The 16,368-nt window shown below is 41.0% G+C and carries 11 protein-coding genes; 10 read left to right on the plus strand and 1 reads right to left on the minus strand.

The window, feature by feature from the left end; all coding sequences use genetic code 11:
• Positions 1-118: 118 nt before the first annotated feature.
• The 3 genes from NQT65_RS10580 to NQT65_RS10590 all read left to right on the plus strand — a co-directional run bounded on the left by NQT65_RS10580 (position 119) and on the right by NQT65_RS10590 (position 5,439).
• Complete coding sequence (locus NQT65_RS10580; protein ID WP_256851159.1) at positions 119-1,024, plus strand: GGDEF domain-containing protein; 906 nt, start codon at positions 119-121, stop codon at positions 1,022-1,024.
• 159 nt (positions 1,025-1,183) lie between these two features.
• Entirely contained in the window at positions 1,184-2,545 is a 1,362-nt protein-coding gene (locus tag NQT65_RS10585; protein ID WP_121637898.1) for a DUF4397 domain-containing protein, read from the plus strand.
• A gap of 176 nt (positions 2,546-2,721) precedes the next feature.
• Positions 2,722-5,439, plus strand: coding sequence for a DUF2339 domain-containing protein (locus NQT65_RS10590; protein ID WP_256851160.1), 2,718 nt, complete (start codon positions 2,722-2,724; stop codon positions 5,437-5,439).
• A gap of 81 nt (positions 5,440-5,520) precedes the next feature.
• On the opposite strand, the gene NQT65_RS10595 is transcribed toward NQT65_RS10590, so the two are convergent.
• Positions 5,521-8,961, minus strand: a complete 3,441-nt coding sequence (locus NQT65_RS10595) for a PAS domain-containing hybrid sensor histidine kinase/response regulator (RefSeq protein ID WP_248530587.1) — start codon at positions 8,959-8,961, stop codon at positions 5,521-5,523.
• Positions 8,962-9,353: 392 nt separating this feature from the next.
• Between NQT65_RS10595 and NQT65_RS10600 the strand changes: the two genes are divergently transcribed.
• The 7 genes from NQT65_RS10600 (at position 9,354) to NQT65_RS10630 (ending at position 16,362) form a co-directional block, all read left to right on the plus strand.
• A complete protein-coding gene (locus NQT65_RS10600; RefSeq protein ID WP_004586074.1) occupies positions 9,354-9,617 on the plus strand; it encodes a DUF4212 domain-containing protein in 264 nt (87 codons plus the stop codon).
• Between the two features lie 10 nt (positions 9,618-9,627).
• A complete protein-coding gene (locus NQT65_RS10605; RefSeq protein ID WP_126008048.1) occupies positions 9,628-11,352 on the plus strand; it encodes a sodium:solute symporter family protein in 1,725 nt (574 codons plus the stop codon).
• 113 nt (positions 11,353-11,465) lie between these two features.
• Positions 11,466-13,304, plus strand: coding sequence for a DUF294 nucleotidyltransferase-like domain-containing protein (locus NQT65_RS10610; RefSeq protein ID WP_126008046.1), 1,839 nt, complete (start codon positions 11,466-11,468; stop codon positions 13,302-13,304).
• A gap of 15 nt (positions 13,305-13,319) precedes the next feature.
• On the plus strand, positions 13,320-13,943 hold the full coding sequence (locus NQT65_RS10615) for a 3'-5' exonuclease (protein WP_256851161.1): 624 nt from the start codon (positions 13,320-13,322) through the stop codon (positions 13,941-13,943).
• 125 nt (positions 13,944-14,068) lie between these two features.
• Positions 14,069-14,800: a type II toxin-antitoxin system death-on-curing family toxin gene (locus tag NQT65_RS10620; RefSeq protein WP_256851162.1), complete on the plus strand. Its 732-nt coding sequence runs from the start codon at positions 14,069-14,071 to the stop codon at positions 14,798-14,800.
• Between the two features lie 91 nt (positions 14,801-14,891).
• Positions 14,892-15,620 carry an SIMPL domain-containing protein gene (locus NQT65_RS10625; protein WP_256851163.1) on the plus strand — a complete coding sequence of 243 codons (729 nt, stop codon included), beginning with the start codon at positions 14,892-14,894 and terminating at the stop codon, positions 15,618-15,620.
• Between the two features lie 79 nt (positions 15,621-15,699).
• Positions 15,700-16,362, plus strand: a complete 663-nt coding sequence (locus NQT65_RS10630) for a peroxiredoxin-like family protein (RefSeq protein WP_256851164.1) — start codon at positions 15,700-15,702, stop codon at positions 16,360-16,362.
• Positions 16,363-16,368 lie beyond the last annotated feature (6 nt).

The raw sequence follows: 16,368 nt of genomic DNA on the forward strand, positions 1-16,368 counted from the left end.
AAGCTTTTGTATACAAGGTGGTGAAATAACCCAGCAAGTATAGGGTAAGGTAACCTTTTATAACGGTTTTTTCTGGTGTGCTATAGTTTGTTAATAACGCACTAAGAAGCGCCACCCTATGATTGAAACTGTAAAACTTACCGTTAGGCTGTCTAACTTTTATAAAATGAGTTGGATAAACAAGGCGGTAAGTATAGCGTTACTGCTCTACATTATTGTTTTCTCACTTTATGCTTTAAATACTTTCCCCCCTTTAGATGTGCAAAATAACGTGTACGGTTTTACTACCGACTTTTGCAACCTTGTTGTGCTTATATTTTTATTTTGGATAGTGCAGTGCTCTGAGCTTTCAAAACAAGCGTATGTGTTTTCTACATTGGGTTTATTGTTATGGAGTATGGGCACAACGGCCGATGTAATAGATGAATTAGTTGTGCAGCCCTATTGGATGAGTGTTTATTTTGAAGACTTATGCAGAACCATGGGAATGCTTTTTACCGCCTATGGCTTATTTAAAACCATGCGCTTTGTGCAAAGTATTCATAACCGTTTAGCGCGCGAACTAATTACTGATGACTTAACACAAGTACATAATAGGCGTTATTTTTATCGGCATGTTAAAACCGCCTCCGCCACGCCTTATGTTATTATAATTGTTGATATTGACCATTTTAAGGCAATTAATGATGAGTTTGGACACGATGAAGGTGACTTAGTGCTTCAGCAACTAGCCACTAAATACAATCATGTATTTGTTAATAACGCTAAATTTGCGCGCCTCGGTGGTGAGGAATTTGGTGGCTATTTACCTACTAGCAATATAAGCCAAGCGGCTGAGTTTTGTCAGCAATTAATCAGCATCGCCCACAGTGTTAATGTTAAGCAGGCTAAGCACCTTACAGTAAGTATTGGCATGGCGCTGCAAACCCCCAACGAGCCCCTCGATAAAGTAATGAAACGCGCAGATATGGCGTTGTATCTTGCTAAAAATAATGGCCGAGACAGATTTGAAATAGCCCCGTAAATCTTTTTTTTGTAAAAATACGTCCTTATTATTTGCACATTTAATACACTTTTTTACGTTTTCGTAAAGAACTGTCAGCAAGGGTAATACTTTGTAAACTATGAAATTAAAATGCAGCAAAGAAGTCATAATAGTGATTTTAATAATAAGGAAACTTTAATGACCAACTCTCTGTTGAAAGCTGCTTTACCTCTAAGTTTAATGTCTATTCTAGTTGGTTGTGGCGGCAGCGACGGCTCAAGTGATACAGGCTACGTACAATTATATAATGGCTCTTATAACAGCCCATATACGCGTTTATTTGTAGACGAAACTGAGCGCTCAGGCACTGATTTTGCTGATGTAACCACGCGTCATAATTACAGCACCGGCACTTACGATTTAAGCTTTGAATACTTAGATGCAAACGACAGCTACATTACAATTAGCGAACAAGAAGTATCAATCAAAGGTGACAAAACCGAACTAATTGTAATGAGCGGTAACTTTGACGAACCTACGTTCACAGAGCTAAGTGTGCCCATTTCAAGTGATACAGATGAGTTTAACTTAGGTTTTTACAATATCACCAGTGAAGACACTAGCTACGATATTTACCTAGCAACCGATGATGGCGTATTTGAAAGTGCTGAACTATTTACATCAACACAGTATTTAAGTGAACTAGATTTACAAACCCTTGATGAGGGTTACTACACAATTTATATCACTGAGGCGGGTAGCACTGATGTAGTGTATGAGTCGGAGTCGGTTTATTTTTACGATGAAGAAAGCTACGTAGCCATGATCCGCCCAAGCTATGCAACAGAAGAAAACGGTATCACGCTCGATATTGTGACTGACAATAACTATGTTACAGCACTAAAGCACCAATCAGCGTTAGGCCAATTGCGCTTTATAAATACCGTTGACGATTACTCGCCAGTTAGCTTTAGCACGACCCGTGGCACCACAGTTAACGATACTAATACGGTAGCAAGCGATACCTACACCGATTACATTGAGCTTTCGCCAAACAGTTACAGCGTTGCAATGTACGACGAAGAGGGCACTAAGCTTGCCGATAACTTTTTAATGACCCTAGAGCGCGAGCAAAGTGCGGTAGGCGTTTTTTACAACGATGTCGATAATGGTTTACGCATGATGAGTGTTGAGGAAAACCTAACACCTAGCAGCTACAGCCATACTATTTCGGTTGTTAACTTAATTGAAAGCTACGCAGGGCAAACAGTAAGCGAAGTTGACGTGTACTTTACCTTAAATGGTGAAACTGTTGATGACGCCACCAATGTAATTGATGGCTTAGATAGATACGATCAAGAAGAAATTGATGTAGATGATGAAGCTTACACTGTGTATGCCGTATACGAGGATAACGGCCAGCAAATAGTGTTAATTCAACAAAGCGATATAGATTTTACCGAAGAAGGTAACTATATCTTAATTTTAGAGCACGATGAGACAACCAGTTCAGGCTTTAAAATGAGTGTAACGCGCACAATTACAGACAGCGTAGAATAAGTAACATGTAACACGTTCTAGAAAGTAAAAGCCCTAAGCATTATTGTTTGGGGCTTTTTTTTGCCTAGCTGTAGCGTGATTTTGTTTACATTAAATAAACCCATATATAAGCAGATTGCTATAACTTTTAAAAATTTTAGGTACACTCATAACATAATAAATAAAAAGAGCGTGCCATGGATGAGTTTTTAGGAATAGTAGGTTTATTTGCATTTGCAATAATGGCCGGTGCTATTTGCGGTATTGTCGCAATTGCACAGCTTAGTAATTTAAAGCAAGAAATTACCCAATTAAAAGCAAAAGTACTTAGTTTAGAATTAGCTAACAACGCACAAAGCCACGCTGAAAACGCCGATAAAAGCACCGATAAAAGCACCGATTGCTCCACAGCTGAACATGCGGACACGGCTCAAGCAAATAGCAATGAGGCGACTTTTAATCAAGTTAGTCCTAATCAACTCAATCAGCCAAGTCAGCCTCGTGGGCAGGTAAAAACGCCAGCTTCAGCAATAAAGCCTCCCGCTAATGCTTCTGCCAGTAAACATAAGCAAGGCAGTAAAGATCGCAAACCCACACTTTTAACTTCTTTTTTTGAAAAATTGCGTAGCGACTTTGAACAAAACTGGATGACCTGGATAGGCGCAATCGCATTGGCGCTAGGCGGTATATTTTTAGCAAAGTACAGTTTAGAAGCCGGGTTGCTCTCTCCTGCAATGCGATTAACCCTAGGCGGTTTATTTGGTGGTGGCTTAATTGCAGCCGCAGCTTATATGCATTACAAAAATAGTGTATTTGAAGGGTTTAATAACTATATACCTGCAGCGCTTGCCAGTGGGGGTTTTATTACGTGCTTTGCACTGACCTTATTAGCGTATAGCAGCTATAACATGATCAGCCCTTTAACAGCATTTGTTGTCCTTGGGGTTATTGCCATAAGTGCGAGCGCTATGGCAATAATGCTTGGCCCAGTATTAGCCGTACTAGGTATTATTGGTGCTTATTGTGTCCCCGTGCTGATTAATACCGGCAGCAATAATTTATTTGCGCTTTATATGTACATTGGGTTTGTGAGCTTATCTGCTGCGCTGGTCGCGTATAAAGTACAGCGTGCATGGCTGTGGTATTTACTTTGGGCGGGGCATTTGAGCTGGTATGTTGTTGGCTTTACTTTAGCTAACAGCAGCACCATTTGGCTTATGGGCACGTATGGGCTATTAAGTGTTATTGGTTTAATTGCCCTGCCACGCTTGGGGTTAAAACTTGCGGTGGTTGAAACTCGCCCACATAGTTTAAAGCGCCTAATAAGCGCACTCCCTAGTAACCCTTTAATGCTTGCCTGTATTGTCCCTTTGTTACTGGCTATGCTTTTTGATAGTACTAACTACTTACAGTGGCAAATAATAAATGCGTTAAGCATATCAACATTGCTGTTTTTAGTGCTTAAAAATAGCCGCTGGGATTTATGGCAAGGGGTGGCGATGTTAATAGCTATACTCTGGCTATTAAGCACGCCTTCTTATTATGTTGATTATTCTGACTCGCTATTTATATTTAGGCACCAATATGGTGGCGCTATATTTTTAGGGTTAGCGCTCAGCGTATATGGGCTTTATTTTGGTATAAAGTGGCAGCCTAAACGATTGGCTTTTCATATTACTGCCTCGTTTAGCGTATTTATAATGATTGCCACCTTATACGCTATAATCCCAAACCATGCGTTGGCCACAGCCTATCCATTGTGGGCAGTGATACTACTTACAAGTAGCGCCATTTTAATTAAGTGCGCAATAGGTGGCACAACGCTTTTTCAGCGCTTTACATATTGGGTGGGGGCAAATGCCAACATCACGCTTGCTATCACTATGTTATTAAATGACAGCGGGCTAACCATTGCACTGGCTATTCAAGTTTTACTTATTAGCGTGTTAATAAACCGCTATCGGGTGCCTATGCCACATTGGCCAATTAAAGCGCTGGTGGCTGCATTATTACTTCGCCTTACACTGTCACCGTGGACCCCAAGTTACGAGGCGCTTAGTGTATTGGGTGTGCACTGGAGCTTAGTAGTTTACCCTTTGTGTGTGGTGTTATTTTACACTGCAGCCAAATGCTTTAACGCATCACAGTTAAAAGTTTGGCTTGAAGGCGCAGCGCTGCATTGCTTGGCGTTATTTATTACCACCGAAACCAGCTATCAACTGGTAGGGCACTATCCGCAGTTTGATTCTTTGAGCTTTTACGAACAAGCTTTACTCACCTGTAATTGGCTTGCACTGGGTTGTGTATATTTACACCGTGCTCGTATTGCCGGTAGCTTAGCTAAATTATACCAAGTGGCAGGCATGGCATTAGCAGGTGCTGCGGGTGTTACTGCACTGAGCACCTTGCTAAACGCCAACCCGTTTTTAAGCTCTATTTATATTGGTGAATATTTTGTATTTAATTGGCTATTTTTGCTTTGGTTAGTGCCTGCGGGTCTCGTGCTTTGGCTTTATACGTTAATTAAACCGCTGTATACAAAAGCTGCGCCATTTATACTCACAGTAGCGGGTGTATTGAGTGTGTTGGCAATTAATGGCTTTATACGCCAATACTGGCAAGGCCCGTATATTTACTTATCAACAGGTGCAAGCAACGCAGAGCTTTATAGCTACTCGGTTATTTGGCTTGTGTTAGGGGCTATTACTGTGGTGCTAGGACATTTAAAAAATCAGCTATTAATCCAAAAAATAGGGTTAGGATTATTGGCAGCCGTTATTTTAAAAGTATTCTTAGTGGACATGGCTAATTTAACGGGGCTTTTAAAAGCGCTGTCGTTTATCGGCTTAGGCTTGTCGTTAGTGGGGCTTAGTTGGTTATTTCAAAAACTGCGAAGCCAAGCCAAACCAGCCTAATAATTAAGGGTTCCAACGCTTTGTTAAGCACATAAATAAGCCCAGCTAATGCTGGGCTTATTTTTTGCTGCTAATTGGCTATTACGTGCTGTGATTAAGTAAAGCTTTAAGCTTACCCGGCTTAATAGGCTTACTTAAATAATGAATATTAGCCGCTTTGGTTTCTTGTTTAAGCTCGGTGTCGCGTACAGCGGTTATAAGTATGGCGGGCACTTCGCTTTGCCATGTATCACGCAGTGTTTTTATAAGCGAAATACCATCGCAATCATTACCTAATTGGTAATCCATTAAAATTACATCGGGCGCTGCGTGCTGTTTAGCGTGCGCGAGTACTTTATTTACATCGTCAAACAAGGTGTAATTGGCTTGCCACTTTTTAAGTAAACTGGCCATTGCTGCTAGGTTTTCGGGGTCATCGTCTACCGCGACTATGTTAATCGCGGCGCGGTTTTCTACTAAGCTGCTGGCCGTTGCTTTTTGTTGTACAAACTGCGCATCTCCATAGGGTACTTCAATACTAAAGCGGCTGCCTTTACCGGGCTCTGAGTGCACATCAAGCTCTAAGCTAAGCAAATCGGCCATACGTTTTACAACGCCAAGCCCTAAACCAACGCCTTTGTTATCACCGGCTTCTATACGGTAAAAGTCGTTAAATATTTTAGCTTGTTCTATTTGGCTAATACCTGGGCCGGTGTCCCATACTTCTATACGTAAATTATGTTTACGGTTTCTGCACGCTATTAATACTCGCCCTGTTTCGGTGTATTTAACCGCATTAGACACCAAGTTTTGTATAATTCGGCGCAAGTAGGTAATGTCGCTATGCACAATTTGTGCGTTTGAACGCACGGTTAGTTTTAAGCCTTTATCGCTTGATAAAATAGCGTACTCGCTTTGCAGTGGCATAAGTATATCGTTTATACAAAAGTGCCGAGGGGTTGGGGTCATTGCGCCTTGCTCTAACTTGGCAATTTCTAGTAAGGCCGACATTAAATGCACGGTTGAGTCTAAACTGTGGCCAAGCTTATTAAAGCTATTTTGGTTAGTTGTATCAAGCTGCTTTTCATCAATGGCGGCAAGGTATAAACGTGCCGCGTTAAGGGGCTGTAAAATATCGTGGCTTGCCAGTGCTAAAAATCGCGTTTTACTGTCGTTGGCTTGCTCTGCTTCGCGCTTGGCTAAAGTAAGTGCTTGCTCTGTTTTTACTCGACTATCTATTTGGGCTTGTAAGTCTTTATTAATGGTTTGTACTTCTTGAGTTCGCGCCTCAATGCGGTTTTCAAGATCCATGTTAATTTCTTCAAGCGCATTTTGCGTACTTATATGGTTTGTAATGTCTGAAAAACTCGTTACAAAGCCGCCATCGGGTAGGGGGTTACCTATCATTTCGTACACTTGGCCATTACGGCGGTGGCGAATAAAGTGATGCGAGCTACCATTTTTTAAATGCTGAACGCGTTTTTCTACTTGGCGCTCTATTTCGCCTGGGCCACATTCACCGCGTACTGCGTTGTACCTTATTATATCTTCAATGGGTTGCCCCACTTCTAAAAAGCCGTCGGGGTAGCCAAACATTTGGCTGTAGCGCTTATTCCATGCCACTAGTTTTAAATCTTTATCGACCACCGAAATACCATGGCTTAAATTTTCGAGCGAGGTATACAGCAGGTTTTGGTTAAACTGCAGTGCTTGTGTGGTTTCGTCAAAAAAGTTAACCACCTCTTCAAAGGCCATACGTTTACCCGATGAAACCGTACGGATTAGCGCCTGCGCCGAAGACGCCCCTAACACCCCAGTTAACGCACGTTCGCAGTAGGCTATAAATTCGGGCTCGGGGTGGGCATTATTGTCACTTAGCTGGTGCGAAAGTGAAAAGTGCGCCAGTACTTGTTGGCTACGCTGAATACCTAAAAAGGTTTGCAGCAGTATTTTAAAGTCGTAAACCGTGGCTTTAACATTTTTGTTTAAGCGGCGCGATAAAATAGCCTGATCTTTAGGGTTAACAAATGCAGCGGCCTGAATTTTATCTATCAAGCGTTCTTCTGCCCCTAACGAAAAGCTAATATAACAACCAATGTTAGCAAATAAGGCTATCAGAGTGCCGCGTGTAATAAGGGTTTGCTGAAGCTCGCTATCAAGGGCACTGCCGGCATCTAAAATTGGCATCATTAAAAATAATACCCAACAAATAAAACCCGCTAATAGCCCCGCATATACACCATAAGCATGGCCTTTTCGCCAGTAAAGCCCGCCCACAATAGCCGGGAGCAGCTGCGTTACTAACGAAAATGCCACCAGCCCCATGCTGGCCAGCGCACTACCATGGCCAAACCATTGCTGATAAAAATAAGCCAATATAAGTATGCCGGCTATGGTAAAGCGCCTGACTAATAAAATTTGCGATTTATAACTGCTGGTAATTAAGTTGCGCTTAAATTTACGGCGTAGCAGAAGCGGCAGCACTACATCGTTAGAGATCATGGTGCTAAGCGTAAGTGTGGCCACCACTATCATGGCGGTGGCTGCAGAAAGCCCGCCAATAAATACAAAGGTACTTAAAAAAGCTTGGTCGTGAATAAGCGGTAGCGCTAATACAAAGCTGTCGGGTGAAAAACTGCTACCAATACTTGGGTGAATTGCGGCAGTAGCAATAGGAATTATCATCGCGGCGGTGAGTAATAAATACAGCGGAAAAGCCCAGCGAGCAGTAAATAAATGGCGTTTGTCTTGGTTATCTACCACGGTGACATGAAATTGTCGTGGTAAACAAATTATGGCCGCGGCAGCCATAAGTGACTGGCCAATAAAGTTAAAACTAAAAAAGTTAAAGTTGCCCCAGTGTTGCCAAATCGACTCTGTGACTTTGTCGCCGCTAAGGGTGGGTAAATTAAATAAGGTGTACAAGGCTAAGCCAGCGACGGCAATAAGCGCAATGAGCTTTATCATTGACTCAAAGGCGACTGCTAGCATAAGCCCAGAGCGGTACTCGGTAACATCTACCTTACGGGTACCAAAAAATATTGCAAACAGCGCCATAATTAACGTGGCGGTGAGGGTAAGCATTTCGCCAGATATTTGATTGCTGTTTTGCAAAAGCAAAAAGCTGGTACTGAGTGCTTTTAACTGCAGCGCAATATAGGGAATGGTAGCAAGTAGGGCAATAACAGTGACCAGTATTGCACTGGTTTGACGTTTACCGTAGCGGGCAGAAATAAAATCGGCAATGGTGGTAATGTTTTGTTTTTTACTTACTAATACCAGTTTGCGTAAAAAGCCTTGGCCAAAAAAGAACAACAATGAAGGGCCCAATAAAATGGGTAAATAGCTCCAACTACTGGTGGCGGCGGTACCAACCGAACCATAGTACGTCCACGAGGTACAATAAATCCCTAACGATAACGAATACACAAAAGGATGATGGCTAATCCGTTTAGCAAGTGGTGTTGTTTTATCGCCCCAATTAGCAAGCCAAAAAAGCACCCCAATATAGCCTAATGCTACAAAAATCAGTACAGCAGTCATGTTGTTATTAAACCTTATTATTTATACCCACACACAATAACAGAGATAACTTTAAGTGTGCGTGCACAATTTTATGCAAAATATTAACGTTGTTTTTATTGTGTTGATTTTAAATGATTATTTATATTATTGATGATTTATTAGACTAATGTCGCATTTTTACACAAAGCCACTTAAATTTTGCCATTAACGCGCTTTGTTAAAAGCTAACTTACTGAAAATTATGTGTAATTGTGTTTTTAAATACAATTGCATTTGCAGTTTACGTAAACGTTAATAAGCTGTTACGACTATGGTCTCACTTCACTCTTCACGCCGCGTTGCTAAATTAATAACCGACTATAAAAAAACCACTCATTGCAATTATGCAATGCTTAAAGGGGAAAATAAAAATGGCTTTTAAAGATGAAGAACAAGCAAAAGCTTATTGGGCAGAAAACATTTCACTACTGTTTAAGTTACTAGCAGTGTGGTTTGTGGTCTCATTTGGCTTTGGCATATTACTGGTAGATGTACTGAATGAAGTACGTTTTTTTGGGTTTAAACTTGGCTTCTGGTTTTCACAACAGGGCGCTATTTACACCTTTGTAGCTTTGATTTTTGTTTACGTTTTCAAAATGAACACGTTAGATAAAAAATACGGCGTAGACGAATAGGAGCTAAGTAATGGATGTTCAAACACTCACATTTATAATTGTTGGTTTAAGTTTTGCGCTTTATATCGGCATTGCAATTTGGGCGCGTGCAGGCTCTACAAATGAGTTTTACGTGGCAGGGGGCGGCGTACCTCCGCTTGCCAATGGTATGGCAACCGCAGCCGATTGGATGAGCGCAGCGTCGTTTATTTCAATGGCGGGTATTATTTCGTTTGCAGGTTACGATGGCGGTGTTTACTTAATGGGGTGGACTGGCGGCTATGTATTACTCGCTATGTGTTTAGCGCCTTACTTACGTAAATTTGGCAAATTCACTGTACCTGACTTTATAGGCGACCGTTACTACTCACAAACAGCACGTGTTGTTGCTATTTTGTGTGCCATCTTTATTTGTTTTACTTATATTGCTGGACAAATGCGTGGCGTAGGCGTGGTATTTTCGCGCTTTTTAGAAGTAGAAATTGAAACCGGTGTTTACATTGGAATGGTGATTGTATTCTTTTATGCGGTACTTGGCGGCATGAAAGGCATTACTTACACGCAAGTAGCGCAGTACTGTGTGCTTGTGTTTGCCTACCTTGTGCCCGCTATCTTTATTTCAATGATGATGACAGGCCACTTCTTCCCACAAACCGGCTTTGGTGCCACATTGAGTGATGGCTCAGGCATGTATGTACTTGACAAGCTAGACGGGTTAAGCGCAGAGCTGGGCTTTGCACAATACACCGAAGGCTCTAAAAGCATGATTGACGTATTTGCTATTACCGGCGCGTTAATGGTGGGTACTGCTGGTTTACCGCATGTAATTGTTCGCTTTTTCACTGTACCTCGCGTTAAAGATACCCGTATTTCAGCAGCGTGGACACTGGTATTTATTGCTATTGTTTACACTACTGCACCGGCGGTTGCCTCGTTTGCACGTGTAAACATGATTGACACCATTAACGGTAAAGATGGTAGCGGTACAGAGTACGCTCAAGCACCAGCGTGGATCAAAAACTGGGAACGCACGGGCTTAATTACCTTTAATGATAAAAACGGCGACGGCAAAATGTTTTACACCGCCGGCAAAGTAGAAGACCCAACAAGCGCAAACGAAGTAAAAGTAGACCGCGATATTATGGTACTGGCTAACCCTGAAATTGCTGATTTACCAGCATGGGTAATCGCATTAGTTGCGGCCGGTGGTATCGCTGCTGCGCTTTCAACCACAGCGGGGTTATTGCTGGTTATTTCGACCTCAGTGTCACACGATTTACTTAAACGAACCCTTAAACCCGACATAAGTGATAAACAAGAGCTACTAGCTGCTCGCTTAGCCGCGATGATTGCCATTGTTATATCGGCTTACTTTGGGATTAACCCGCCTGGGTTTGTTGCATCGGTGGTCGCCTTTGCCTTTGGTTTAGCGGCGGCGAGTTTCTTCCCAGCAATTATTATGGGGATATTCTCTAAAACAATGAATAAAGAAGGCGCAATTGCTGGCATGGTGACCGGTATAGGCTTTACCGCTGCGTATATTATCTTCTTTAAATTTGTAAGCCCTGAGCTTAATAGCCCAGAAAATTGGTTCTTAGGTATTTCGCCCGAAGGAATTGGCTTAGTGGGGATGATAATTAACTTTGCGGTTGCTGCAACCGTACTTAAATTAACAAAATCGACACCGCTTGAAATACAACAAATGGTGGAAGGTATTCGTAATCCTAAAGGGTCAGGTGAAGCACACGCTCATTAATGCGCTAAGCCTACTTAAAAATAAAGCACCAAAAGCCCGACTTTAGTCGGGCTTTTTATTTGTTCAAATAATGAGTACATTAGGTTTTGTGTATACTTTTTAAGAGTACAGCAATGAGTGTAGAGCAGCAGGAAGTTGCCCAGTTTGTGTGTATGCAGGCGCCATTTAGCATGCTACACGACAGTGCGTGTGAGTATTTTGTAAGCCATATTGATAGTGTTTATTTAACCCGAGAAAACCAAGCGCAGTGGCTGCAAACGCAAACCCCAAAGCTTTTTTTAATTCGCTCTGGTTTATACGACCTAGTGGATGCAAAAGGCGATGTAGTGAAGCGTTTAGCGCAGGGTGATTACTTTGGCTATCCTTCTTTGTTAACCGGAGAGGCGATTCAAAATAGGTTACAGGTACAAAAAGAGGGCATAGTGTATATGCTTGCGCAAACGCATTTTGACTTTTTACGTCATCAATACAAACCGTTTGAGCAGTATTTTGTACGCGCGCACGCCAATCGTTTACTTTCATCACATTATAAAAGTAAAAACGATAGCTGGTCTGAGCGCAGAATATCTGAGCTGATGACCCGCACCGCCATAACCTTAGCCCCCGATGCCAGTATTAGGCAAACCGCTAAAAAAATGAAAAAACACGGCGTATCGTCAATTATGATCACCGAACACGCCATTTTAGTTGGCGTAGTGACCGACCGCGACTTACGTAACCGTGTACTGGCCGACGAGGTAGACCCGCAAGATGCGGTTAGCAGCATAATGAGTGCAAAGCCTAAATTTATATTTGAAAACAATCGGGTTTTTTCTGCTTTGCATTTAATGCTTAAATACAATATTCATCATCTACCTGTACTTGATGAAAACCATAAGCCTTTGGGTATGCTTACCAGTACTGATTTACTGCGTCAGCAAAAAAGTGACCCTGTGCAGCTTATTGGCCGCATTTATAAAGCCCACAGCATTGCCGATTTAAAACGTTATGCGGGAGAAATCCCTGAGTTACTACGTAGTTTTTCATACAACATAGAAGACATATCGCTAATTGGTAAACTGCTCAGCGGCTTAACCGATGCACTCACCTCGCGCCTTATTCATTTATTTCAAGAAGAAAATGGCGCAGCGCCCACCAGCTTTTGCTTTATATGTTTTGGCTCGCAAGCACGCGAAGAGCAAACCCTACATTCAGATCAAGACAACGGCTTATTACTCCCAAATGATTTAAGCGAGCAACACCAAGCTTACTTTAAACACATGGGGGAGTTTGTATGTGAGCAGTTAGTAGAGTGCGGCATTAGGCGTTGCCCTGGTAATATTATGGCCAGCAGCGATGAATGCAGAATGAGTGTAAGCCAGTGGTGTGAGCGCTTTTTTAAATGGATAAAAAGCCCAACCCCAAGTGCCATGCTTAACTGCAAAATATTTTTTGATTTGCGCTTTATAGAAGGCTCCAATGCCTTATACAGCGGCTTTTGCGAGCAGCTAAATAGAATATCGCGCGATGAGTTATTTTATGCTGCTATGGCAACCGATATAAGAGCCAGCTCAGTGCCTATTGGCTTGTTTAATAAACTTAAAACGCAAAAAAATGATAATAATCATAAATACATTGATTTAAAAAAACGTGGTGTGGTGATCATTAACGACATAGTGCGTTTATATGCGTTAAAAGCAGGCATAAAACGCGCCAATACCCAAGAGCGCTTAGATGCTTTACTTAAGCATTCACTGCTAAATAAAGACGATATTTATAATTTAAAAGATTGCTGGCGATTTTTAACTCAGTTGCGTTTTAGTACGCAAATAAACGAAGAAGGTTTGCCAAGTAACTGCATAAACCCCGATAAATTAAGTTCATTAGAGCGTCATCAGCTTAAAGAGGCTTTTTATTTAGTAAAGCAAGCGCAGCAAGCCGCGGCGTTTAAATTTGCCCGTGGCAGTTTGTAACAAGAGGTAAGCGCTGTGGTAAAAAAATGGCTCAGTAAGTATATAAAAAGGCGTAATCTTTTAAGTCAAAATGCGTTAACGCAACGCTATTTAGTGATTGATTTAGAGCTTACTGGGCTTGATGTAAACCAGCATGAAATTGTCTCAGTAGCCTGGGTAAAAATAGATAACCAATGTATAAAAATGAGTGAGTCTCAGCATTTAATTAATAAAAACGTTAAACGCTTAGAGCAAAGCCCTGTTTTTCACGGCATTATTGACGACACTGTGGCTAAAGGACAAAGCCTGCACACTATATTAACGCAGCTAAGCCGTGATTTTAGTGACCATATTTTGGTTTTTCATAACGCCATACTGGATTGGGGGTTTTTAAAAGCAGCCCTTAAAGGTTCCAATATAAACGCACAACCTAAGCTAATACTCGACACCCTCCACATAGAAAAAAAGCGCCTTATTTGCCAAGGTGCAGAAATAAAACAAGATGATTTAACCCTAAGTGCGTGTCGCAAACGTTATGAGTTACCAAGCTATCATTGCCATAACGCACTTACAGACGCACAGGCCACTGCCGAATTACTACTAGCCCAGTGCTACCAAATAAACCGTGGGAAGGAGTTAAAACTTAGGTACTTAATTTAGAAGCAGAAAATTGAGTTCTAATTTCCGTTTCTCTTTATTTAGCACTCCAAATATATGATATGTTTACAATCATATTTTTTAGGAACTAGAATGATTTATTGGAAATCAAGTTTATGGAGTAAACAATGAATAAAGAAACAACGATTAAAATACATGAATATCTAACAGAATACTTTCAAGATGGAGAAGATCCCATTTCACCTCCCGGTGTTAAGGATTTGGGGTTGCTTGATAGTGCAGTGGCTAGAAAGGACATGACCGCTGGTGGTAAAGACATTTTTGAAGGTGTTTTTAACAAATCCGCAGCTTTATTTCATGGAATTATCTCAAATCATTCTTTTTATAACGGGAATAAGCGAGCTGCTTTAATGTCAACTCTTGTCTATCTAGGCGAAAATGGATATTGGCTAACTAGATGTGATGATGAAGAAATGTTCGAATTTACAAGAAGAATAGCAGCTCATGAATTGAGTATGGACCGTAATGAAGAAATCAGAATAATAGCAGAGTGGTTAAAATTCAACTCCAGAAGAAGGGAAATCAGGGACAAAATGCTCAACTACAATGAGTTAAAAGGTATCTTATCAAGCTTCGGTTATGAAATCGAAATTGGGCGAAATAATTGTTGTGACATATCAAAAAATGGAAGGTTCGTTACCAGCATACGCTATAAGGGTAATAAGGGAGCTGAGGATTATGATGTGAAATATGTTAAAGGACTTCGTCGAAGGTTAAAGTTAACACCAGAATATGGTATTGATAGTTTGGAGTTTTATAGTATTAAAGGTACTAATGATATATTAAATAAGTATATGAAAGTAAGGCATAAAGTTATGCGCTGGCTTGCCAAAATTTAATATAAAAATAATCTATTTATAAATATACGAAACCAGTAATAGTACTTTTGAATAGTTAAAAGTACTATGTTCACCCCTTATAGGTATTAGTATGAAGCTCATTATTACTATTTTACTTACTTTATTCCCACTAATCACTTTTGCTAATTCGAGCTTACCTGCCAATCGTCATATCTCAGTGCAAGGCACTGCTGAGGTATTAGTTGAGCCTGACATGGCTAAAATACTATTTAAGGTGAATAGTGTTAAAAATGAGCCGAATGCCGCCAATAACGCGCTTGAGAATAAAGTGAAGTTATTAATCGATGGGCTCAATCAATTTGAAATAAGCGCCGATGACGTAGTTGCCTCAAACGTTAAAATTGAAAAAACAGGAATGGATTATATTGAAACAGGGCATCAGGCCCTTAGCGAATACGCAGCGATAAGAACGTTTGAAGTAACGCTAAACAGTATTGAGCGTGTGAGCGATTTAACAGATTTTTTATTGAACCAAGAAGTAAATGCCATTCAAAATATTGCGTTTTTATCTTCAAAATCTGAGCAATTACAAGTGCAAGCCACACAGTTAGCAATTGAAGATGCAAAAATAAAAGCGGATTTACTTGCTGATTCATTCAATGCAAAAGTAGGTGAAGTACGCACTATTCGCTCAACTAAAAACAACTATGACAGTGGTTTTAGTACAGCCATAACTAAGATGCACAGGGCGCAGCAAGATAATAATTCTTTTCCTCAAATACGTAGTAACGATTTACAGGCAACAATAAGCTTTAAATCATCCATAAACGTGGTGTTTGATTTAGAGATAACTGATTAAATTAATAATTTCATTTCAAATACATGTTCGTACTGTAAGCTAGCTTTATGTTTTTGATTAATTTGAAGGTAGCAATACTATGAGCGATGAAAGCAACACATTAAAAGCACAAACCGAGGCAAAAGTAGCTGCAGGGCGAAAAGGTAACCCTGATTTTATGAAAGGCGTTGATGAAACCATTGCTCAGGCAAAAGCGTTTCAAGAAGGGACAAATGCACTTAATTTAGATCAAAATGCCCCACGCTTTGAACTGCCGAACCAGCACGCTGAGCAAGTTTTATTAGATGAGCTACTTGCAAAAGGGCCTGTGGTTATAACTTTTTATCGTGGTAGTTGGTGCCCTTACTGTAATTTACAGCTAAAAGCATTGCAGTCACGCCTACCTGAAATTCACGCATTAGGCGCACAGCTGGTGGCTATTAGCCCACAAGCGCCCGATGGCTCAATGAGCGAAAACGACATACGTAATATGGATTTTGTTGTGCTGAGTGACCAAAATGCAGATGTAGCAGCAAGCTATGGCGTAGCGTGGCAAGTACCTGCATTTTTATTAGAGCATATGCGCGAAGACCGCGGCCTTGATTTAGAGTCGCTTAATAACGGCAACGGCAGTATTTTACCTATCCCTGCCACGTTTGTTTTAGATAGCGAAGGTAAAGTGACGTGGCGCTATGTCGATGTTGATTACCGCACCCGCTCAGAACCGCAAGATATAATTAATGCTTTAAAAGCACTACAGTAAGCAATA

The organism is Pseudoalteromonas agarivorans (genome assembly GCF_024518735.1).
Lineage (GTDB): Bacteria > Pseudomonadota > Gammaproteobacteria > Enterobacterales > Alteromonadaceae > Pseudoalteromonas > Pseudoalteromonas atlantica.